The sequence below is a fragment of the Acidihalobacter aeolianus genome (assembly GCF_001753165.1).
Lineage (GTDB): Bacteria > Pseudomonadota > Gammaproteobacteria > DSM-5130 > Acidihalobacteraceae > Acidihalobacter > Acidihalobacter aeolianus.
Genome location: NZ_CP017448.1, coordinates 18,580 through 36,988 on the forward strand (window position 1 = coordinate 18,580; position 18,409 = coordinate 36,988).

At 65.9% G+C, this 18,409-nt stretch carries 23 protein-coding genes; 16 read left to right on the forward strand and 7 right to left on the reverse strand.

Annotated features, from left to right (window positions below):
- The first annotated feature begins 20 nt into the window (after positions 1-20).
- Positions 21-545 carry a thioredoxin family protein gene (locus BJI67_RS00080; RefSeq protein WP_070071271.1) on the forward strand — a complete coding sequence of 175 codons (525 nt, stop codon included), beginning with the start codon at positions 21-23 and terminating at the stop codon, positions 543-545.
- Here BJI67_RS00080 and BJI67_RS00085 read toward each other — a convergent pair.
- Positions 496-1,236 (reverse strand): LytR/AlgR family response regulator transcription factor, encoded by a 741-nt coding sequence (locus tag BJI67_RS00085; protein ID WP_070071272.1) that lies wholly within the window; start codon positions 1,234-1,236, stop codon positions 496-498. The two genes, BJI67_RS00080 and BJI67_RS00085, sit on opposite strands and share 50 nt — an antisense overlap.
- Positions 1,214-2,215, reverse strand: coding sequence for a sensor histidine kinase (locus tag BJI67_RS00090; RefSeq protein WP_197513185.1), 1,002 nt, complete (start codon positions 2,213-2,215; stop codon positions 1,214-1,216). Before BJI67_RS00090 ends, BJI67_RS00085 begins: the two co-directional genes overlap by 23 nt.
- Before the next feature lie 160 nt (positions 2,216-2,375).
- Between BJI67_RS00090 and argH the strand changes: the two genes are divergently transcribed.
- The 3 genes from argH (at position 2,376) to BJI67_RS00105 (ending at position 4,920) form a co-directional block, all read left to right on the forward strand.
- The gene (gene argH, locus BJI67_RS00095) at positions 2,376-3,770 is read left to right on the forward strand and encodes an argininosuccinate lyase (RefSeq protein WP_070071274.1); all 1,395 of its coding nucleotides are present in this window, start codon (positions 2,376-2,378) and stop codon (positions 3,768-3,770) included.
- Between the two features lie 116 nt (positions 3,771-3,886).
- Complete coding sequence (locus tag BJI67_RS17150) at positions 3,887-4,150, forward strand: hypothetical protein (protein WP_156781966.1); 264 nt, start codon at positions 3,887-3,889, stop codon at positions 4,148-4,150.
- A gap of 23 nt (positions 4,151-4,173) precedes the next feature.
- Complete coding sequence (locus BJI67_RS00105) at positions 4,174-4,920, forward strand: DUF6969 family protein (RefSeq protein WP_083250491.1); 747 nt, start codon at positions 4,174-4,176, stop codon at positions 4,918-4,920.
- A gap of 16 nt (positions 4,921-4,936) precedes the next feature.
- Here BJI67_RS00105 and BJI67_RS00110 read toward each other — a convergent pair whose 3' ends face one another.
- From BJI67_RS00110 to BJI67_RS00120, 3 genes are read right to left on the reverse strand one after another with little or no spacing between them, the layout of a single operon-like run.
- On the reverse strand, positions 4,937-5,137 hold the full coding sequence (locus BJI67_RS00110; protein WP_070071276.1) for a DUF2905 domain-containing protein: 201 nt from the start codon (positions 5,135-5,137) through the stop codon (positions 4,937-4,939).
- Positions 5,122-5,523 carry a hypothetical protein gene (locus BJI67_RS00115; RefSeq protein ID WP_231940871.1) on the reverse strand — a complete coding sequence of 134 codons (402 nt, stop codon included), beginning with the start codon at positions 5,521-5,523 and terminating at the stop codon, positions 5,122-5,124. The genes BJI67_RS00110 and BJI67_RS00115 overlap by 16 nt, the downstream gene beginning before the upstream one ends.
- Positions 5,524-5,530: 7 nt before the next feature.
- A complete protein-coding gene (locus tag BJI67_RS00120; RefSeq protein WP_070071278.1) occupies positions 5,531-6,205 on the reverse strand; it encodes an alpha/beta hydrolase in 675 nt (224 codons plus the stop codon).
- 119 nt (positions 6,206-6,324) lie between these two features.
- Between BJI67_RS00120 and lptM the strand changes: the two genes are divergently transcribed.
- Genes lptM through BJI67_RS00130 form a run of 3 tightly spaced genes read left to right on the forward strand, consistent with a single transcriptional unit; the run spans position 6,325 to position 8,393 of the window.
- Positions 6,325-6,468, forward strand: a complete 144-nt coding sequence (lptM, locus tag BJI67_RS17155; protein ID WP_156781967.1) for an LPS translocon maturation chaperone LptM — start codon at positions 6,325-6,327, stop codon at positions 6,466-6,468.
- A 2-nt stretch (positions 6,469-6,470) separates the two neighbouring features.
- The gene (gene lysA, locus BJI67_RS00125) at positions 6,471-7,724 is read left to right on the forward strand and encodes a diaminopimelate decarboxylase (protein ID WP_070071279.1); all 1,254 of its coding nucleotides are present in this window, start codon (positions 6,471-6,473) and stop codon (positions 7,722-7,724) included.
- A 3-nt stretch (positions 7,725-7,727) separates the two neighbouring features.
- Entirely contained in the window at positions 7,728-8,393 is a 666-nt protein-coding gene (locus tag BJI67_RS00130; RefSeq protein WP_070071280.1) for a class I SAM-dependent methyltransferase, read from the forward strand.
- Positions 8,394-8,465: 72 nt separating this feature from the next.
- On the opposite strand, the gene BJI67_RS00135 is transcribed toward BJI67_RS00130, so the two are convergent.
- Positions 8,466-8,696: a sulfurtransferase TusA family protein gene (locus BJI67_RS00135; RefSeq protein WP_070071281.1), complete on the reverse strand. Its 231-nt coding sequence runs from the start codon at positions 8,694-8,696 to the stop codon at positions 8,466-8,468.
- Between the two features lie 256 nt (positions 8,697-8,952).
- Here BJI67_RS00135 and dapF point away from each other — a divergent pair, with 256 nt between their 5' ends.
- From dapF to ubiB, 9 genes are all read left to right on the forward strand, one after another.
- A complete protein-coding gene (gene dapF / locus BJI67_RS00140) occupies positions 8,953-9,789 on the forward strand; it encodes a diaminopimelate epimerase (RefSeq protein ID WP_070071282.1) in 837 nt (278 codons plus the stop codon).
- Positions 9,790-9,791: 2 nt separating this feature from the next.
- Positions 9,792-10,490: a DUF484 family protein gene (locus tag BJI67_RS00145; RefSeq protein WP_070071283.1), complete on the forward strand. Its 699-nt coding sequence runs from the start codon at positions 9,792-9,794 to the stop codon at positions 10,488-10,490.
- On the forward strand, positions 10,487-11,392 hold the full coding sequence (gene xerC / locus BJI67_RS00150) for a tyrosine recombinase XerC (RefSeq protein WP_070071284.1): 906 nt from the start codon (positions 10,487-10,489) through the stop codon (positions 11,390-11,392). The genes BJI67_RS00145 and xerC overlap by 4 nt, the downstream gene beginning before the upstream one ends.
- Positions 11,393-11,457: 65 nt before the next feature.
- Positions 11,458-11,997 (forward strand): ATP-dependent protease subunit HslV, encoded by a 540-nt coding sequence (gene hslV, locus BJI67_RS00155; protein WP_070071285.1) that lies wholly within the window; start codon positions 11,458-11,460, stop codon positions 11,995-11,997.
- Between the two features lie 31 nt (positions 11,998-12,028).
- Positions 12,029-13,366, forward strand: coding sequence for an ATP-dependent protease ATPase subunit HslU (gene hslU / locus BJI67_RS00160; RefSeq protein ID WP_070071286.1), 1,338 nt, complete (start codon positions 12,029-12,031; stop codon positions 13,364-13,366).
- Between the two features lie 64 nt (positions 13,367-13,430).
- On the forward strand, positions 13,431-13,808 hold the full coding sequence (locus BJI67_RS00165) for a gamma-butyrobetaine hydroxylase-like domain-containing protein (protein ID WP_070071287.1): 378 nt from the start codon (positions 13,431-13,433) through the stop codon (positions 13,806-13,808).
- Positions 13,805-14,569: a bifunctional demethylmenaquinone methyltransferase/2-methoxy-6-polyprenyl-1,4-benzoquinol methylase UbiE gene (ubiE, locus tag BJI67_RS00170; RefSeq protein WP_070071288.1), complete on the forward strand. Its 765-nt coding sequence runs from the start codon at positions 13,805-13,807 to the stop codon at positions 14,567-14,569. Before BJI67_RS00165 ends, ubiE begins: the two co-directional genes overlap by 4 nt.
- Before the next feature lie 61 nt (positions 14,570-14,630).
- A complete protein-coding gene (locus BJI67_RS00175) occupies positions 14,631-15,248 on the forward strand; it encodes a ubiquinone biosynthesis accessory factor UbiJ (RefSeq protein WP_070073846.1) in 618 nt (205 codons plus the stop codon).
- Positions 15,245-16,939, forward strand: coding sequence for a ubiquinone biosynthesis regulatory protein kinase UbiB (gene ubiB / locus BJI67_RS00180; RefSeq protein ID WP_083250493.1), 1,695 nt, complete (start codon positions 15,245-15,247; stop codon positions 16,937-16,939). Before BJI67_RS00175 ends, ubiB begins: the two co-directional genes overlap by 4 nt.
- 6 nt (positions 16,940-16,945) lie before the next feature.
- On the opposite strand, the gene lpdA is transcribed toward ubiB, so the two are convergent.
- Positions 16,946-18,400: a dihydrolipoyl dehydrogenase gene (gene lpdA / locus BJI67_RS00185; protein ID WP_070071289.1), complete on the reverse strand. Its 1,455-nt coding sequence runs from the start codon at positions 18,398-18,400 to the stop codon at positions 16,946-16,948.
- Positions 18,401-18,409: the final 9 nt, after the last annotated feature.

Here is an 18,409-nt window from a genome sequence, read left to right on the forward strand (position 1 = left end):
GCACGGCGGCGGGGGGAGGCGTGAGCTTACGTGGGTACCGGTATTGGCTGGCCGTAGTCGCTGCGCTCTCGCTGCTGGCCGGTTCGGCACATGCAGGCGGTTTGCCCGAGGCGCACGACCTCGCCGCGGTCGCGGCCAGCGCGGGCTCGCGCCCCATACTCATCGAAATCGCCCAGGACGGCTGTCCCTATTGCGAGGCCGTGCGCGAGGATTTTCTCGAACCTATGATCATCAGCGGCGACTATCGCGAGCGCGTCGTCATGCTGCAATTGCACAAGGACTCGCCGCTGAAGATACGCGATTTCGACGGGCGCTGGATCGAACCGGCCCGGTTCGCTGCGCGTTACCATGTCGCGCTGACGCCCACGATCGTACTGCTGGCTCCGGACGGTACCCTGCTGACACCGCCGCTGGTCGGTCTGACGTCGCCGGATTTCTATGGCGCCTTTCTTGACGAAGCGATAGACCGGGCCGGAGAACGCCTGCGCACCCGGCTTACAGATGCTGCACCGCGTCACGCACTTCGGCCGCGTGTCGGCGGCTGACTTCGAGGCGGTCGCCGATACCCTTGAAGTAAACGATCAAACGTCCCCGCGCGTCGCGTTCGAGCCCGGCAACATGCGCGCGCGCCACCAGTGCGTTGCGGTGGATGCGCAGAAAGCGTGCGGCGAACTCCTCCTCCAGAGTCTTCAGCGATTCCTCGATCAAAATCTCGCCGCGCGGATGGCGAACCGTGACGTACTTGTGATCGGCCTGCAGGTAGTACACATCCTCGATAGGTACCAGTTCGATGCGGCCACGCGAGCGGGCACACAAATGGCTGCGGCCCTCGGGTTCAACCTGCTCCGCGGCCTGTTGTGCGCTGGCCAGCTGTGGACGGGTCAATCGGCCAACGCGTGCCAGTGCTTCCTGCAGCCGTTCCCGGCGTATCGGTTTGAGCAGATAGTCCGCCGCCTGAGCTTCAAACGCGGACAGTGCGTGCTGGTCGTAAGCGGTGGTGAAAATGACCGCCGGAGCGTCATGTAGTTCTGCCAACCGGCGTGCGGCCGTCATGCCATCGATGCCTGGCATGCGGATATCCATCAAAACGATATCGGGGTGGCTGCTAGCAGCGACTCTTAACGCCTCTTCGCCGTTGGACGCCTCGCCGCAGACGACGTAGTCGCCGCAATCAAGCAGCAATGCCTTGAGCCGCTCGCGCGCCAGGGGTTCGTCATCCACGATCATGACGCGCATAGTTGTCTCCCATCGGCAAGGTGAGTTGTACAAGGTAGCGGCCGTCGTCTACGCGGGTTTCCAATCGGGCTTCGCCCCTATAGGCCAGCGCAAGCCTTTCCTTGAGATTGCTGACGGCGATGCCGTTGCCGCGATGCTGTGCGGTGCTATCGCTCGGTAACGGGTTGTCGATGCTGATATGCAGCGAGGTGTTGGAGCGATGCGCACCGATGCGAATCGCTCCACCCTCCGGACGCGGCTGAATGCCATGGTAGACGGCATTTTCCACCAGCGGTTGTAGACTCAGTGCGGGTAGCCGTACATCGCCCAAATCGGATTCGACATCCCACTCGACCTGCAGCCGATCGCCCAGCCGCAGACTCTCGAGCGCCAGATAGTGTCGGCTGAGTTCGAATTCCTCGCTCAGCGTGGACCAATCCTTTTCCTCCAGCGCGGAACGGAAGACCTCTGCAAGATCGAGCACTGCTGTCTCTGCGACGGTGGGACGGCTGCGGATCAGGGCCGCGATGCTGTTCATGCTGTTGAACAGGAAGTGCGGGCGAATTCTTGCCTGCAATGCGGCGAGCCGAGCACCCGTACGGGCCTCGATGTTCCGCTTCCACTCATGTTGCATGTACATGTAGCGTAGACCCACGGCGGCGACGATGGCGCAGATCAAGGCGTTTCTCAGCACAAATTGTGCATCGAGCGAGGTGTCGCCGGTTGTCGAGGGCATCACGCGATTTGCAAGCCATACGGTCAGCGCGGACACCGTCAGAGTGATCAGCAGCACGATGGCATAGGCGATAGCGGCTGCTGCTGCCGGTGCGAGGCGGTTCAGCCATGCCCCCAGACGGCAAAGCAAGGCGACCCAGCCCAAGGCGATCCATTGTACGAACAGCGAAATCAGCGCCAGGCTGCGCCAGAAATGCTCCGATGTGCCGCTGTGCGCCAGGGTCAGTACAACAGCAAGTAGTTCGGCAATGAGGATGACGAGCAACAGCGTGCTGTCCCTGCAGAAATCCGGGAGAAAAAAATGGTTCGAAAAGCTCCCCTCGTCTCGCATGCGCCTGTCGTTTATCGAATTTTTCGTCTGATACTCGGCGAGTTCGACGGCAAACGCAAGTTGCGTATACTCGCTGACCTACAGGAGGTGAAAGATGAGCGATCAGCGTGTCGACAAACTTTGGGGCGGGCGTTTCAGCGAATCCACGGACGCCTTCGTTGAGGCCTTCACCGCCTCGGTGGACTTCGACCGCCGGCTCTACCGGCACGACATCGAGGGCTCCAAGGCGCATGCGCGCATGCTTGCCCACGTCGGCGTGCTCGGCGACCGCGAATGCGACGACATCGTCGCCGGGCTGGACGAGATCCTCGGCGAGATCGAGCGCGGCGAATTCGAGTGGTCCGTGGGGCTCGAGGACGTGCACATGAACATCGAGGCGCGGCTGACCGCGCGCATCGGCGCCGCGGGCAAGAAGCTGCACACCGGGCGCTCGCGCAACGACCAGGTCGCCACCGACATCCGTCTGTGGCTGCGCGAGGAAATCGACCACATCCTCGCGGAACTCAAGCGCGCGCGCCGCGGCCTGCTCGATCTCGCCGAGCGCGAGGCCGACACCATCATGCCCGGTTTCACCCACCTGCAGGTCGCCATGCCCGTCACCTTCGGCCACCACCTGCTCGCCTGGTACGAAATGCTCGCCCGCGACAGCGCGCGTCTGCGCGATGCGCGTCGCCGGGTCAACGTCATGCCGCTCGGCGCCGCCGCGCTTGCCGGCACCACCTACCCCATCGACCGCGCCTACGCGGCCAGCCTGCTCGGCTTCGAGGGCGTCGCGGCGAACTCGCTCGACGCCGTGTCCGATCGCGACTTCGCGATCGAGACCTGCGCCGCCGCCGCGCTCATCATGACCCACCTCTCGCGCATGTCCGAGGAAATGATCCTGTGGGCTTCGGCGCAGTTCGGCTTCGTCGACCTGCCCGACCGCTTCTGCACCGGCTCGTCGATCATGCCGCAGAAAAAGAATCCGGACGTACCCGAGCTACTGCGTGGCAAGGCCGGCCGCGTCAACGGCGATCTGATCAGCCTGCTGACCCTGATGAAAGGCCAGCCGCTCGCCTACAACAAGGACAATCAGGAAGACAAGGAACCCCTGTTCGATGCGGTCGATACTGTGCGCGGCAGCCTGCGCATGTTCGCCGACATGGTCCCGGCCATCGAGCCGCGCCGCGAGCGCATGCGCGCCGCCGCCATGCAGGGCTATGCCACCGCCACGGACCTGGCCGACTATCTGGTGCGCAAGGGCGTGCCCTTCCGCGATGCCCACGAAGTCGTCGGCAAGGCCGTGCGCCACGGCATCGAGCGCGACCTCGATCTCAGCGAACTGCCGCTCGACGAGCTGCAGGCCTTCAGCGACCAGATCGGCCCGGACGTCTTCGACGTGTTGACTCTGGAAGGCTCCGTCGCGGCCCGCGGCCACTACGGCGGCACCGCGCCCAACGCAGTGTGGGCGAGGATCAAGGAAGCGCGTACGACGCTGGATAATGAGTGACCAGGGACTGGCGAGCGAACTCACGAAGCCCAACCGGGGTCATAACTTGTTCAGGAAGCCTGCTCATACGGAGAGTCCTGAACCCTAAACTCGAGGAAATCCAAGGGAGTGAGACCATGCAGAGAAACCCGAAAGCAAAGAAAACCGCGATCGCCCTGGCGGGCAGCACCTTGATCGGCCTTGCGGCCGGTACGGCGATGCCCGCGTACGCGGCCACGCCATGCAAACCCTGTGCGCCCAAGATGTCGAAGATGTCGAGTCCGTGCGCGTCGAAAAATCCGTGTGCAGCCAAGAAGATGGGCAGCAAGAAGGGTTGTTCCAGCAAGACCCCCTGTGCCTCGAAGGGTATGAGCGGACAAGGCTCGTCGTCGGGGATGTAGCACGTGAGCCTTGGGGGGTACTGATGAAGCCGGACGTTGCGAATGTGAACTGCGCGCCGGAGTTGTCGCCTCCACCCTTACCGGAAGCCTCGACACTGGACGCCGACGAGCGGGCAGCCCTGCTCGCCGCCGGCGACGAGATCCGTGAGTGTTATCGGGTGCTCGAGCGCGGTGGACTCAACGTGGTCGGCGAAATCCTGCGCGGTCAGGGTGAGTTCGTCGAGTACGAGCACTACCCGCGCGACGAGGTCGGAGACGCCGACAGCCGTGGGCAGTACTACTACCACGCGCACCGTGACGACACGACAGAGCATGGTCACTTTCACACCTTTATCCGTACCGGTCTGCTCGACGAGCCGCCTGCGCCCTATGCGGCGATGCGCGTCGATGAGGCCTGGCCGGAAGGCCGGGAGGCGATCGCACACCTGGTGGCGATCGCCATGGACGACTGGGGCTATCCGGTCGCCCTGTTCACCACCAATCGCTGGGTGACCGGCGAGACCTGGTATCCCGCTCCAGTGGTCGCAGACCTGGCGTCGCGTTTTTGCATCGACCATGCGAATCCGTCGTGGCCGGTCAATCGCTGGATCACGGCCATGCTGCGCCTGTTCCGTCCGCATATCGATGCGCTGCTGACGCACCGCGACGCCGCGATCGAGGCCTGGCAACAGGCATTGCCCGGACGCGATGTATTCGAGGACCGGCAGCTTGAGGTCATCGGTTACTTGCCGGTCGACGTGGAGGCCTGGCTGGCCGAGCTGAGGGCTTAGGCAGACGTGCGCGATTCTATTTCCTGAACAGCCAGATCAGCAGCGCGATCACCGCACTGACCACGATCGAGGTGGTCAGCGGAAAATAGAAGACGAAACCCTCGCGGCGGAACACGAAATCGCCGGGCAGGCGGCCCAGGCCCAGTCGTGCGAGCCAGGGCCAGGTGAGCCCCGCGACGATCAGGGCGGCACCAAGCGCGATCAGCGCCTTCGCCATGTCCTTTGCGGCCGGGGCTGGCCGATCAGCACTGCCTCGGGGACACATAGCTTCACCGCCGCGGGCAGTTCCAGGCAGATCCCGGGGACCGGGCGCACGCTGACCCAAAGGGTGTTGATCTTGAGGTTGAGATCCGCGAACAGCACCACGCTGCGGTAGCGCGTGAGCACGCCGTCGATCTCGCGCAGGGTGCGCTGGAGGATATGCGGCGGCTGCTGGCGCAGGCGCGGGATGAGCATCATGAAATCGCTGACGGGACGGCCGTCCGGCATGCGCGTGGGAACGCGCTGCCACAGCGGTTCGGCGGGTTCGAATCCCGTGCTGGCGGCGAGCGGTCCCGCCCTCTGCTCATCCAGATCCATGTCGACAGCATAGACCTGTGACAAGGCCGTGTCAGCCGCCGGTTGAGGGCTCGGGTGGGGCGACGAGACGCGCCCGCAGCCAGCGGGCCAGATCGACCATCTCGGTATCGCAGATTTGATGCTGCATCGGATATTCGGACCAGTCCACGTCGATGCCGGCCTGGCGCAGACGCCCGACGGAGCTGCGTGCCAGCGCGAGGGGGATGACGGGATCGTCGGTGCCGTGGGCCATGAACACGGGCAACGCATGGTGCTTATCGGGTACTTCGCCCCATAGGTAGGTCGAGAGCGCCACGATGCCGTCGATGCGAATGTCTCCGGCCAGACCCGCGGCGAGCGCGATTACGCCGCCCTGCGAGAAGCCGCCGAGGATGAGACGGCCGTCGGGCGGCAGCATACGTCGTTCGCGTTCCAGCACCTCGCGAATCAGGGCGACGGACTCGTCGATGTCGGCGGCATGTTCGCTGGTGCCGAATTCGAGGCTGTCGAAACCGTACCAGGCGCGGGTCTCACCGCCCCACAGCGCGATGTGACGATAGGGCGCGTGGGGGAAGACCTGGCGCAGAACGCCGGACATTTCGGGCAGGAGCAGGCCTGCGAACGTGCTCAGGTCGTGGCCGTCGGCGCCCAGGCCATGCAGCCAGACGAGGGTATGTCGGGGTGTGCGGGCGCCGTTTTCCAGGCAGTCGAGGGTGTCGGGTGGCATTGCGTATCCTTGAGATTGTCCGGGCGGCGCTTGCCTGCGAGGCCGGCACGGCAGTCAACTCGGTGCCCCTAAGATATACTCGTGCGCGTTTTTGTGCCCATCAGCCGAAGGACGTTTGCATGCCTCGAATCTGGTTGCGGCGGCTCGTGCCGCTCGTCGGCGCGATACTGCTCGCGCTCGCCGTGTCCGGCTGTGGACACAAGGGCCCGCTTTACCTGCCCGCCGACAAGCCGGCGGCAGGCACGCCCGCTGGGGGAGGCTGAGTATGGATCATTTCGTCTATCAGGGTGACGCGCTGTACGCCGAGGCCGTGTCGCTGGAGGACATCGCTGAGCGCTACGGCACACCGTGCTACGTCTATTCGCGTGCGACGCTGGAGCGTCACTGGCACGCCTTCGACCGCGCGCTGGGCGATCACCCCCACCTTGTCTGCTACGCGGTCAAGGCCAACGGCAATCTCGCCCTGCTCAACCTGCTGGCACGACTGGGTTCGGGCTTCGATATCGTGTCCGTAGGCGAACTCGAGCGCGTGCTGCAGGCTGGCGGCGATCCGTCGCGTGTGGTGTTTTCCGGGATCGGCAAGCAGGCGAGCGATATGCGCCGTGCACTGGAGGTCGGGATACGCTGTTTCAACGTCGAGTCCGTGCCCGAGCTGGAGCGCCTGAACGCGGTCGCGGGCGAGCTCGGTGTGCGTGCGCCGGTGTCGCTGCGCGTCAACCCGGACGTCGATCCGGGTACGCATCCGTACATTGCCACGGGGCTCAAGGAGAGCAAGTTCGGCATCGATATCGACGTCGCCCGCGATGTGTACCGCCGGGCGGCCGGTCTGGCGCACATCGACGTGGCCGGCGTGGACTGCCACATCGGTTCGCAGTTGACGCGCCTGTCCCCGTTCCTGGACGCGCTGGACCGCATCCTGGCGCTGATCGAGAGTCTGCGGGCCGAGGGCATCGCGATCCGGCATCTCGATCTGGGTGGCGGTCTGGGTATCCGCTACCGCGACGAATCCCCCCCGTCCCCAGCCGAATATGCCGCCGCAATCAAGAAAAGACTGGGCGACCGCTTGCTGGAGATCCTGCTCGAACCGGGCCGGGCGATCGTGGGCAATGCCGGCATCCTGCTGACGCGCGTCGAATACCTGAAGGAAACCGCGCACAAGCAGTTCGCTGTGGTCGATGCGGCGATGAACGATCTGCTCCGTCCCGCGCTGTACCAGGGCTGGCACGAAATCCTGCCGGTTGGCAGGCGGACCGGCGAGACCCGGCGCTACGACGTGGTCGGGCCGGTCTGCGAGACCGGCGACTTCCTCGGCAAGGACCGCGATCTGTGCATTGCCACGGGCGATCTGCTCGCGATACGCACGGTCGGTGCCTACGGTTTCGCGATGAGCTCGAACTACAATGCGCGTCCGCGTCCGCCCGAAGTGATGGTCGACGGCGACCGCCTGCATCTCGTCCGCGAACGCGAATCGATGGCGCAGTTGATGGCCGGAGAACGCCTGCTCCCGATGGAATCCTGAACGATGGAACGTATCCCTGAACCCGAACTCATGCTCGATCCGGCGCAGGCGCGCGCCTATGCGGAGGCCGACTTCGAAGCGCCGCATGCGCGGGTGATCGATCTGTTCCGCGAAGTCTTTCCGGACTGGCAGGGCCGGGGCATTGCGCTCGATCTTGGTTGCGGCCCGGGTGACATCAGCCTGCGTTTTGCCCGTGCATACCCTGACGTGCTGGTGGATGGCGTCGACGGCTCGGAGGCGATGATGGCGGCGGGGCGCGAGCGGATCGAGGCCGAAGGATTGGCGGGCCGGATCAAGCTGATCCGCGCCCTGCTGCCGGCCGAAGCGGCCCCGCGGGACCGCTATGACGCGGTCATTTCCAACAGCCTGCTGCATCACCTGCATGATCCGCAGGTGCTGTGGGCGGCGGTGGCCCGCTATGCGACGCCCGGCGCGCCGGTTTTCGTGGTCGATCTGCTGCGGCCGGACAGCCGCGAGACGGCGGCTCAGATGCGCGACCGCTATTGCGCGGGCGAGCCCGAGGTGTTGCAGGAGGATTTCTACAATTCCCTATGCGCGGCCTTCACGCTCGACGAGCTCGAAGGACAGTTGCGCGAGGCAGGGTTGGAGGGATTCGCGGTGCGCGCGGTCAGCGACCGGCATTGCATGATTCACGGCCGAGGCCGTTAAGCTGCTGGAGGAAACGCCGGGGCGGCGGGCGAACTCGCCGCGCGCCCCGGTTTCCCGCGCATCAGTCCAGGATCAGGACTTGCGTAGAAGGAAGGTGAACTCGCCGCCGGCTTCGCTGTGCTCGACCAGTTCGTTGCCGGTCTGCTTGCAGAAGGCCTCGAAATCCTTGACTGCGCCCGGGTCGGTGGCGATCACTTTCAGGGTTTCGCCGGAACCCAGCTCGTTGATGGCCTTCTTGGTGCGCAGGATCGGCAGCGGGCAGTTCAGGCCGCGGGCATCCAGTTCCTTGTTAGCAGTCGTCATGTAATTCACTCCTTACTTCGAGGTTGTGGCGTCGTGCGCCGGCGGCGCCCCGACTGTCATCGATCTTAGTCCGAAAAGACTGTATTAATTACGGCGAATGGAGCGGGTGATACTATGGCTTCATCGCGCCGCAGACCCGTTCCCACGCCCAAGTGGGCCAACGCTCCGAGCGCGTAAACAACCGCAGGGGAACCGCAGCAGTATGGCTGAGGTTTATTAGCGTTTCAAGAAGTACGGCCTGTCGCGGAGTGGCGAGATGGAGCAAAAAGGGCTAAAATTCACCAAGATGCACGGTCTCGGCAACGATTTCGCCGTGATCGACGGCATCGGCCAACACTTCGAGCCGACGCCCGAGCGCGTGCGCAAACTGGCGGATCGGCATCGCGGCATCGGTTTCGACCAACTGCTGCTGGTCGAGCAGGATATGGATGAGTTGGCCGACTTTCGCTACCGCATCTTCAATGCAGATGGCGGCGAGGTCGAGCAGTGCGGCAACGGCGCGCGATGTTTCGCACGTTTTGTCGTCGACCATGGCCTGGCCCCTGGCCCCGAGATCCGCGTCATGACCTTGGGAGGGTTGATGCGCCTGCGTCTGGAACCGGACGGCCAGGTCTGCGTGGACATGGGCGTGCCGCGTTTCGCGCCGGAACAGATCCCCTTCGATGCCCCTGCACGCGCGCACACATACATCCTCGAGGTCGACGGCGAGCGCTACGAGGTCGGCGCGGTTTCGATGGGCAACCCCCATGTCGTGCTGCTAGTCGACGACATCGAGACGGCGCCGGTGAACATTCTGGGTCCGCAGATCGAGGCGCATCCCCGCTTCCCGCGGCGCGTCAACGTCGGCTTCATGCAGATCGTTTCGCCCCGACACGTCCGCGTGCGCGTGTTCGAGCGCGGTGCGGGCGAAACCCAGGCCTGTGGCAGCGGTGCCTGCGCCGCGGTCGCGGTCGGGCGCGACAACGGCTGGCTCGAGGAGAGCGTGGCGGTTGACCTGACGGGCGGCGGGCTTATGATTAGATGGGAGGGAGAGGGCAAATCACTCAAAATGACCGGGCCCGTCTCCACCGTATATGAAGGGCGGGTAGCCTGATAATGAATCGACAAACGAAGAGCGAACCCTTTCAGGAGTCCCTGAGCGAGGCGGATGTCGAAGCCTTTCTGCGGGCCACCCCCGATTTTTTCGAGCGCCATCTGTCACTGCTGGAAGTACTTCGCCTTCCGCACCCGACCCATGGTGCGGTATCGCTGGTGGAGCGCCAGATGGGCGTGCTGCGCGAGCGCAACCGCCATCTTGAGCGTAAGCTTGGCGATCTGATCCAACTGGCGCGCGAGAACGAGCAGCTCAGCGCCAATCTGCACCACCTGGGCCTGGGCCTGCTGCGTGCCGACAGCCTGGACAGCGTGCTGGCGACCGCCCGCGAGCAGCTGCGCGACGAATTCAAGGCCGATGAGGTGGTCGTGCGGCTGATCGGACAATCGGGCGAAGGCGCGCCCTACTCGCGTCCGGCCGACGATCCGGGGTTGACACACTTCACCGGCTTTTTCGAACGTCGTCGCCCGGTTTGCGGCCGGGTGGACCGGGGGCAGCTCGATTGGCTGTTCGGCAGCGAAACGGCCGAACAGCTGGGTTCGGCGGTGATGATCCCCTTCTACGACGCCGAGCCGCTGGGCGTGTTGGCCCTCGGCAGTCGCGACGCGGCCCGCTTCCAGCCCGGCATGGGCACGCTTTTCCTGGGCCATCTGGGCGAACTGGTCGGCACGGCGGTCAGCAGCCGACTCGGGCGGATATGAGCGATCCGGCGATCGAGGACTATCTCGATTCGCTGGCCGGACAGCGCCATTATTCTCCCCACAGCGTTGCGGCCTACCGCCGCGATCTCGCCTTTTTCGAGACCTTCCTGCAGGAACGCGGCGTTGCGGTGCTGCAGGCGACCAGTCACGACGTGCGCGATTACATCGCCGCCGAGCATCGTCGCGGGAGGAGTGCCCCGACGCTGCGCCGCCGGCTATCGGCGGTGCGTGGCCTGTATCGTTTCCTGCTTGCCGAGGGGCGGGTCGAGCGTCATCCCGCGCTGGACCTGCGCACGCCCAAGGGCGCGCGCCGTCTGCCCGAGGTGCTCAGCCCGGAACAAATGGACCGCCTGCTTGCCGGGCGCGGCGACGAGGCGCTGGAGATGCGCGACCGGGCGCTGTTCGAGCTCATGTATTCCTCCGGGCTGCGCCTGGCGGAGACCGTCGCCCTGGATCTGGTCGACCTCGATCTTGCCGCTGGCATGGTGCGGGTGACGGGCAAGGGGCGCAAGACGCGTGACGTGCCGGTTGGCCGGCAGGCGGTTGCTGCGCTGCGCGCCTGGCTGAGGGCGCGCGGCTCGCTGGTGGCGCCCGACGTCGCGGCGCTGTTCGTGGGGCGTGGTGGGAGACGTCTTGGCGCCCGGTCGGTACAGAAGCGCCTGACGCGCGCAGCGCGCGTCCACGGCCTGGACGCGGCAGTACACCCACATCTGCTGCGCCATGCCTTCGCCAGCCACATGCTCGAATCCTCCGGGGATCTGCGTGCGGTACAGGAGCTGCTGGGCCACGCGAATATCTCCACCACGCAGGTCTATACGCACCTCGACTTCCAGCGCCTGGCCGCGGTCTACGATCAGGCCCACCCGCGCGCCCGGCGCCGCGGCGGCAGCGACGCCGGCTAGCCTCTCCCGCCCGTTCCGGGCAAGAGTGCTAGAATGCCCGGCCTGTGCAGGCGGAGGTCGGCGGAATGGAACAGTATCGAGGCACGACAATCCTCTCGGTTCGGCGCAACGGCAGCGTCACCATGGGTGGCGACGGCCAGGTGACCCTGGGCAACACGATCATGAAGGGCAATGCGCGCAAGGTTCGCCGCCTGTACCAGAATCAAATACTCGCCGGCTTCGCCGGCGGCACCGCCGACGCCTTCACCCTGTTCGAGCGCTTCGAGGGGCAGCTGGAGCGCCATGGCGGCAACATGACCCGCGCTGCGGTGGAGCTGGCCAAGGACTGGCGCAGCGACCGTGCCCTGCGCCGCCTCGAGGCGTTGCTCGCCGTGGCCGATGCCGAGGTTTCGCTGATCATTTCCGGCAACGGCGACGTGATCGAGCCCGAGGGTGGGCTGATCGCCATCGGCTCGGGCGGTTCCTTCGCCCAGGCGGCGGCGCGTGCCCTGCTCGAGGGCAGCGAACTCGACGCGCGCGAGATCACCGAGCGCGCCTTGAATATCGCCGCCGACATCTGCATTTATACCAATCGCAATCTGACCATCGAGACGCTGGAGGCATGATCGTCCGGCCGGCGTCCCTCAGGACCGTTCCATGATTCCGATGACCCCGCGTGAAATCGTCGAGGAGCTCGACAAACACATCGTCGGCCAGGCAGCCGCCAAGCGTGCCGTGGCGATAGCGCTGCGCAATCGCTGGCGACGTCAGCAGCTGCCCGAGACGCTGCGCCAGGAGGTCACGCCGAAAAATATCCTGATGATCGGCCCGACCGGCGTGGGCAAGACCGAGATCGCGCGCCGTCTGGCGCGGCTCGCCAATGCCCCCTTCATCAAGATCGAGGCGACCAAGTTCACCGAAGTGGGCTATGTCGGCCGCGATGTGGAATCGATCATCCGTGATCTGGCCGACATCGCCATCAAGCAGGCCCGCGAGAGCGAAAAGGACAAGGTGCGCTATCGCGCCGAGGAGGCGGCCGAGGAACGCATTCTCGACGCCCTGTTGCCCAGGGCGCGCAGCGACTTTCTCTCCGAGCCCGCGGTGCCCTCGCCCGGCGAGGGTTCGACCCGGCAGAAATTCCGTCAGCGGCTGCGCGACGGTGAACTGGACGACCGCGAGATCGAGATCGACCTCTCCGCGCTGGGTTCCGGGGTGGAGATCATGACGCCGCCCGGCATGGAGGAGATGGCCGGGCAGCTGCAGGGTCTGTTCCAGAATCTATCGGGTGGCCGCACCCAGCGCCGCAAGCTGAAGATCGCCGAGGCCCGCCGCCTGCTGGTCGAGGAAGAGGCGCAACGTCTGATCAACGACGAGGAGCTCAAGCTGCAGGCGGTGCGCGAGGTCGAACAGAACGGCATCGTGTTCCTCGACGAGCTGGACAAGGTTGCCCGCCGCGGCGAACACGGCGGCGCGGACGTGTCGCGCGAAGGCGTGCAGCGCGATCTGCTGCCGCTGGTCGAGGGCAGCACGGTGAGCACCAAGTACGGTACGGTACGCACCGATCACATCCTGTTCATCGCCTCGGGGGCGTTCCACCTGTCCAAGCCCTCGGACCTGATTCCCGAGCTGCAGGGGCGCCTGCCCATCCGCGTCGAGCTCGATGCGCTTACTGCCGAGGATTTCGTGCGCATACTGACCGAGCCCGACGCCTCGCTGGTGGAGCAGTACACCGCGTTGCTGGCGACCGAGGGTCTGACCGTCGAATTCACTCCCGAGGCGATACAGCGCATTGGTGCGATCGCCTTCGAGGTGAACGAAAGGACCGAGAACATCGGCGCCCGTCGGCTGCATACCGTGATGGAGCGCCTGCTCGAGGACCTGTCCTACGAGGCGCCCGACCGCAACGGTGAAACTCTGGTCATCGACGCCGCGCAGGTCGACGCGGCCCTCGGTGGGCTGGCGCAGGACGAGGATCTGAGCCGCTACATCTTGTAGCGCGGCACAGGCAACGAACATTCGGGCCGCGGCGCGGCCCGCGAGCCGGAGGTATGGCGAGACGATGAGCAACGAGCGTCCCACGGAAATCCGCCTGCATCAGCAGTCGCGCGTGCTGGAGCTGGCCTACGAGGGCGGCGAACGCTACCGCCTGCCGTGCGAGTACCTGCGCGTATTTTCCCCGTCCGCCGAAGTGCGCGGTCACGGACCGGGCCAGGAGGTGCTGCAGACCGGCAAGGAGGACGTGAATATCGTCGGCATCGAGCCGGTGGGCAACTACGCCATCAAGCTGGTGTTTTCCGACGGCCACGATACGGGTATCTACGACTGGCGCTATCTGCGTGCACTGGGCGAGAATCAGGCGGCCAACTGGCAGGCCTATCTCGACCGCCTGGCCGAGGTCGGTCATGTGCGGCAGGCGCCCGCGGAGGAGCGGTCATGAGCGAACGGGAAGGCAAGGCCGAGGGCACCACGCACTTCGGTTACCAACAGGTGCCGGTCGACGAGAAGGCGCAACGGGTGGCACAGGTATTCCACTCGGTGGCCGACCGCTACGACGTGATGAACGATCTGATGTCCTTCGGCGTGCATCGTCTGTGGAAGCGCTACGCGATCAATCTCGCGGCGGTACGCAAGGGCGAGCGCGTGCTCGATCTCGCCGGCGGCACCGGCGATCTGGCCGAGCGTTTCTCGCGATTGGTAGGGCCGGAGGGCGAAGTGGTGCTCGCTGACATCAATGCCTCCATGCTCGAACACGGCCGCGAACGGCTGATCGATGCAGGGGTGGTCGGCAATCTGCACTTCGCGCAGGTCAACGCCGAGGCGCTGCCCTTCTCCGACAACCATTTCGACCTGATCACCATCGCCTTCGGTCTGCGCAACGTCACCGACAAGGATGCCGCGCTGCGCTCGATGTACCGCGTGCTCAGGCCCGGCGGCCGCCTGCTGGTGCTGGAATTCTCCAAGCCCGTGTTGCCGGGGCTGGGCAAGGTCTACGACGCCTATTCCTTCACCGCCCTGCCGTTGATGGGGCGCATGGTGACCGGCGACGCCGACAGCTACCGTTATCTCGCTGAATCCATCCGCATGCATCCCGACCAGCAGACCCTGCAGGAGATGATGGCGGCGGCCGGCTTCGAGCGCGTCAACTACTACAACCTCACCGGCGGCATCGTCGCCGTGCACCGGGGCTACAAGTTTTGAGTTCGTGCCGCGCCGCAAGGATGTCCGGTCCTCACGCAATGCCGATCCGGCGGGAGCGGACATGCTGAATAGCGGATTCGAAGCGGCCCTCGAAAACGCCCTCAACCTGTATCTTTCCGCCGATCCCGAATCGGCGGCCGGCCTCGAGCGTATCGTGGGTCGCCGGGTCGCCTTCGAGCTTGCCGGCGCCGGCCTGCGCTGGATTCTCGTGGTCGAATCCGGCGGTCGCATCGGCGTGTACGACGAGCTGGGCGACCCGCCGGACGCGACCGTGCGCGCGGCACCCCTCGCGTTGCTGCGTACCGCGCTCGCGGAACGGGCGAGCATCGCCGGCGGCGATCTTGCGGTCGAGGGCGACGCGGAAGTGGCGGAACGGCTCTGGTCCGTGCTGCGTGCGGTCGAGCTGGACTGGGAGGAATGGCTGAGCAAGGCCCTGGGCGATGCGATGGCGCATTTCCTCGCCGAACGGCTGCGCGGCCTGGGTGCCTGGGAACGGCGCAGCCGTGCGCACCTGGCCGACGATCTCGGTGAATACCTGACCGAGGAGGCCGGGGTGATGCCGCCGCGTGCCGAACTGGAAGACTTCATGGACGCGGTGGACCAGGTGAGGGAAGGAATCGACCGGCTGGAAGCCCGCCTCGCCCGACTGGAGTCGCGCGCCAACGACGGGCAGGCATGAGCCGGCGCTCCAGCGTGCGCGTGCTGGGGCTGCCGCAGCAGATGCTGCGGCTCGCGTACATCAATTTCGTGCTGGTGCGCCACGGCCTCGAAGAGGTCGTTTTCGCCATCCACCTGTTCCGCCCGCTGCGCTTTCTGCTCTACCTGATGCCGTGGCACTGGTTGCGCCGCCGCGACGTCAGCCGCGGCGTGCGCATCCGCCGTGCGCTGGAGGACTTGGGCCCGATCTTCATCAAGTTCGGCCAGATGCTGTCCACGCGCCGCGATCTGCTGCCGGACGATATTGCCCTCGAACTGGCACGCCTGCAGGACCGCGTACCGCCGTTTCCCGGGGCGCAGGCGCGCGCGCTGATCGAGCAGGCCTACGGGCGCCCGATCGGCAAGATGTTCGGCACCTTCGAGGACGTACCCATCGCCTCCGCATCGATCGCACAGGTGCATGGCGCGGTGCTGCACGACGGCCGCGAGGTGGTGGTCAAGGTCGTGCGCCCCGAGATCGACCGCGTGATCCGTCGGGACCTGGCCTTGTTGCACGCGGTCGCAGACCTTGCCCATCGCTACTGGCCGGAGGCGCGTCGGCTGCGTCCGCGCGAGGTGGTGGAGGAATACGAGAAGACCGTGCTCGACGAACTCGACCTGTTCCGCGAGGCGGCCAACGGCAATCAGCTGCGGCGCAACTTCGAGGGTTCCGAACAGCTTTACATCCCCGAGATCTACTGGGATTACGTGCGCCGGCGGGTGATCGTGATCGAGCGCATCCGCGGTATTCCGATTTCCGATGTCGATGCGCTGCGCGCCGCCGGTGTGGACTTCAAGGTGCTCGCCGAGCGCGGGGTGGAAATCTTCTTCACCCAGGTGTTCCGGCACAATTTCTTCCATGCCGACATGCACCCCGGCAATATCTTCGTGAACGCCGACAATCCCCGCTCGGCGCAGTATCTGGCCGTGGACTTCGGCATCGTCGGCAGTCTCGACACCGAGGACCAGCGCTACCTCGCGGAAAACTTCTACGCCTTCTTCAACCGCGACTATCGCCGCGTGGCCGAGCTGCACGTGGAATCCGGCTGGGTGCCCGCGAGCACCCGCATCAACGAGTTCGAGTCGTCCATCCGCACGGTCTGCGAGCCGATCTTCGAGCGCCCGCTCAAGGAAATCTCCTTCGGCCATGTGCTGCTGCGCCTGTTCCAGACCGCGCGCCGTTACGACATGCAGGTACAGCCGCAGCTGGTGCTGCTGCAGAAGACCCTGCTCAACATCGAGGGCTTGGGACGCCAGCTGTATCCCGACCTCGATCTGTGGAAAACGGCCAAGCCCTTCATCGAGCGCTGGATGAGCGAGCAGATCGGGGTGCGCGCCTTCGTCTCGCAGATGCGTGTGCGGCTACCGCGCCTGCTTGAGCAGCTCCCGGAGATGCCGCAGCTGATCCATCAGGTGCTCGAACGTCAGGCCAGCGGCGAGGCGCGGGTCCAGGCGCACGTCGAGGAACTGACGGCGCTGCGCGAGTCGTTGCGTGCGGGGAGCCGGCAGGCGGTGCTCAGGACCGCAGGGGGCGCATTGCTCGTTGGCGCCGCGGTCACTTACGCCATGGCGCCGCAGGATGTGCCAGTCTGGCTCCATATCCCTCTGGTGAGCTGGGTGCTGGCGCTGTTCGGCCTGGGCGCGCTTGCCGCGGCCTGGATTCGCTGCCGCTGAGCGCGCTCAGGTCTCGCTCTTGCGCCGCGGCTTGGCCAGGTGCAGCGCGCATCCGGAAATGTCCAGCGCCGCCTCGTGCACGGCCTCGGACAGTGAGGGATGCGCATACAGCGTTCGCGCCAGATCCTCGGCCGAGCCCTGCAGTGATAGCGCGATCATGGCCTGTGCGACCAGTTCGGAGGCCTGCGGGGCGAAGATGTGCGCCGCCAGCAGCCGGTCGGTCTCGGCGTGGGCCAGCAGCTTGATCTCACCGTCGGTTTCGCCCTGCGCGACCGCACGACCGTTGGCGGCCAGGGGAAAGCGGCCGCTGCGATAGGGAATGCCTGCCTGGCGTAGCTGTTCCTCGGTCGGGCCCACCCAGGCGAACTCCGGCTCGGTGTAGATCACCGCCGGGATATGTTCGTAGTTGATCTCCCCCTGTCCGCCGGCGATGCGCTCGGCCACCATGATGCCCTCCTCTGCGCCCTTGTGGGCGAGCATGGGGCCGCGCACCGCATCGCCGATGGCCCAGACGCCGGGCAGGTTGGTGCGGCAGTGGGTGTCGACGCCGATGAAGCGGCGTTCGTCGAGCTGCAGGCCGCTGTCGTCGCTGTACAGTCCGCCGGTACTGGGGCGGCGCCCTACGGCCACGATCACGCGGTCGAAGCGTTCCTGCCGCTCCTCGCCGTCGGCATCCGAGTAATGCACACGCGCACCGTGCCCGCTTACCCGCGCATCGAGAACCCGCGCGCCGAGGCGGATTTCCAGCCCCTGCGACGCATAGCTCTTGAGTGCCAGGCGCGCGAAACCGGCATCGGCGATGGGCAGGAACGTGTCCTGCGCCTCCAGCAGCAGCACCTCGGCGCCGAAGCGCCGCCACACGGTGCCGAGCTCCAGGCCGATCACGCCCGCGCCGACGATGGCGAGGCGTTTCGGCACCTCGGCGAATTCGAGCGCACCGTCGGAATCGACGATATAGGTGCCGTCCACCGGCGCCGTGTCGAGGGTGCCGGGATGCGAACCGGGTGCCAGCACGATGTGTTCCGCGGCGAGCGTCCTGGGTTTTTTCCGTCCGTGGGGGACGAACGCGACGCGGCGCGGGCCGAGCAGCCGTCCTTCGCCCTTGAGCCAGTCCACGCCCTGGGCGGAGAACAGGCCGGCGATGCCCTGGGTCAGGCGTTGCACCGCGGCTTGCTTGCGCGCGTGCGTCTGCGCCAGATCCAGGGTGATCCCGCCGACCAGGACGCCGTGCTCGGCGAACTCGTCGCGCAGACGCGCGTAGCGCAGCGAGGATTCGAGCAGCGCCTTGGATGGGATGCAGCCGGCGTTGAGACAGGTGCCGCCCAGCCGGGGCGTGCCCTCGCGGTCGCGCCAGCGGTCGATGCAGGCCGTACGCAGGCCGAGCTGGGCTGCACGCAGGGCGGCGACGTAGCCGGCGGGACCGGCGCCGATGACGATGAGGTCGTAGTCGTATTCGCTCATCCTTGCTTC

What these genes read in the sequence shown, in the direction of transcription:
- BJI67_RS00085 (WP_070071272.1), bottom strand. Translation starts at nt 1,236, where the DNA reads ATGCGCGTCATGATCGTGGATGACGAACCCCTGGCGCGCGAGCGGCTC.
- argH (WP_070071274.1), top strand. Translation starts at nt 2,376, where the DNA reads ATGAGCGATCAGCGTGTCGACAAACTTTGGGGCGGGCGTTTCAGCGAA.
- BJI67_RS17150 (WP_156781966.1), top strand. Translation starts at nt 3,887, where the DNA reads ATGCAGAGAAACCCGAAAGCAAAGAAAACCGCGATCGCCCTGGCGGGC.
- BJI67_RS00105 (WP_083250491.1), top strand. Translation starts at nt 4,174, where the DNA reads ATGAAGCCGGACGTTGCGAATGTGAACTGCGCGCCGGAGTTGTCGCCT.
- BJI67_RS00110 (WP_070071276.1), bottom strand. Translation starts at nt 5,137, where the DNA reads ATGGCGAAGGCGCTGATCGCGCTTGGTGCCGCCCTGATCGTCGCGGGG.
- BJI67_RS00120 (WP_070071278.1), bottom strand. Translation starts at nt 6,205, where the DNA reads ATGCCACCCGACACCCTCGACTGCCTGGAAAACGGCGCCCGCACACCC.
- lptM (WP_156781967.1), top strand. Translation starts at nt 6,325, where the DNA reads ATGCCTCGAATCTGGTTGCGGCGGCTCGTGCCGCTCGTCGGCGCGATA.
- lysA (WP_070071279.1), top strand. Translation starts at nt 6,471, where the DNA reads ATGGATCATTTCGTCTATCAGGGTGACGCGCTGTACGCCGAGGCCGTG.
- BJI67_RS00130 (WP_070071280.1), top strand. Translation starts at nt 7,728, where the DNA reads ATGGAACGTATCCCTGAACCCGAACTCATGCTCGATCCGGCGCAGGCG.
- BJI67_RS00135 (WP_070071281.1), bottom strand. Translation starts at nt 8,696, where the DNA reads ATGACGACTGCTAACAAGGAACTGGATGCCCGCGGCCTGAACTGCCCG.
- dapF (WP_070071282.1), top strand. Translation starts at nt 8,953, where the DNA reads ATGGAGCAAAAAGGGCTAAAATTCACCAAGATGCACGGTCTCGGCAAC.
- BJI67_RS00145 (WP_070071283.1), top strand. Translation starts at nt 9,792, where the DNA reads ATGAATCGACAAACGAAGAGCGAACCCTTTCAGGAGTCCCTGAGCGAG.
- xerC (WP_070071284.1), top strand. Translation starts at nt 10,487, where the DNA reads ATGAGCGATCCGGCGATCGAGGACTATCTCGATTCGCTGGCCGGACAG.
- hslV (WP_070071285.1), top strand. Translation starts at nt 11,458, where the DNA reads ATGGAACAGTATCGAGGCACGACAATCCTCTCGGTTCGGCGCAACGGC.
- hslU (WP_070071286.1), top strand. Translation starts at nt 12,029, where the DNA reads ATGATTCCGATGACCCCGCGTGAAATCGTCGAGGAGCTCGACAAACAC.
- BJI67_RS00165 (WP_070071287.1), top strand. Translation starts at nt 13,431, where the DNA reads ATGAGCAACGAGCGTCCCACGGAAATCCGCCTGCATCAGCAGTCGCGC.
- ubiE (WP_070071288.1), top strand. Translation starts at nt 13,805, where the DNA reads ATGAGCGAACGGGAAGGCAAGGCCGAGGGCACCACGCACTTCGGTTAC.
- BJI67_RS00175 (WP_070073846.1), top strand. Translation starts at nt 14,631, where the DNA reads ATGCTGAATAGCGGATTCGAAGCGGCCCTCGAAAACGCCCTCAACCTG.
- ubiB (WP_083250493.1), top strand. Translation starts at nt 15,245, where the DNA reads ATGAGCCGGCGCTCCAGCGTGCGCGTGCTGGGGCTGCCGCAGCAGATG.
- lpdA (WP_070071289.1), bottom strand. Translation starts at nt 18,400, where the DNA reads ATGAGCGAATACGACTACGACCTCATCGTCATCGGCGCCGGTCCCGCC.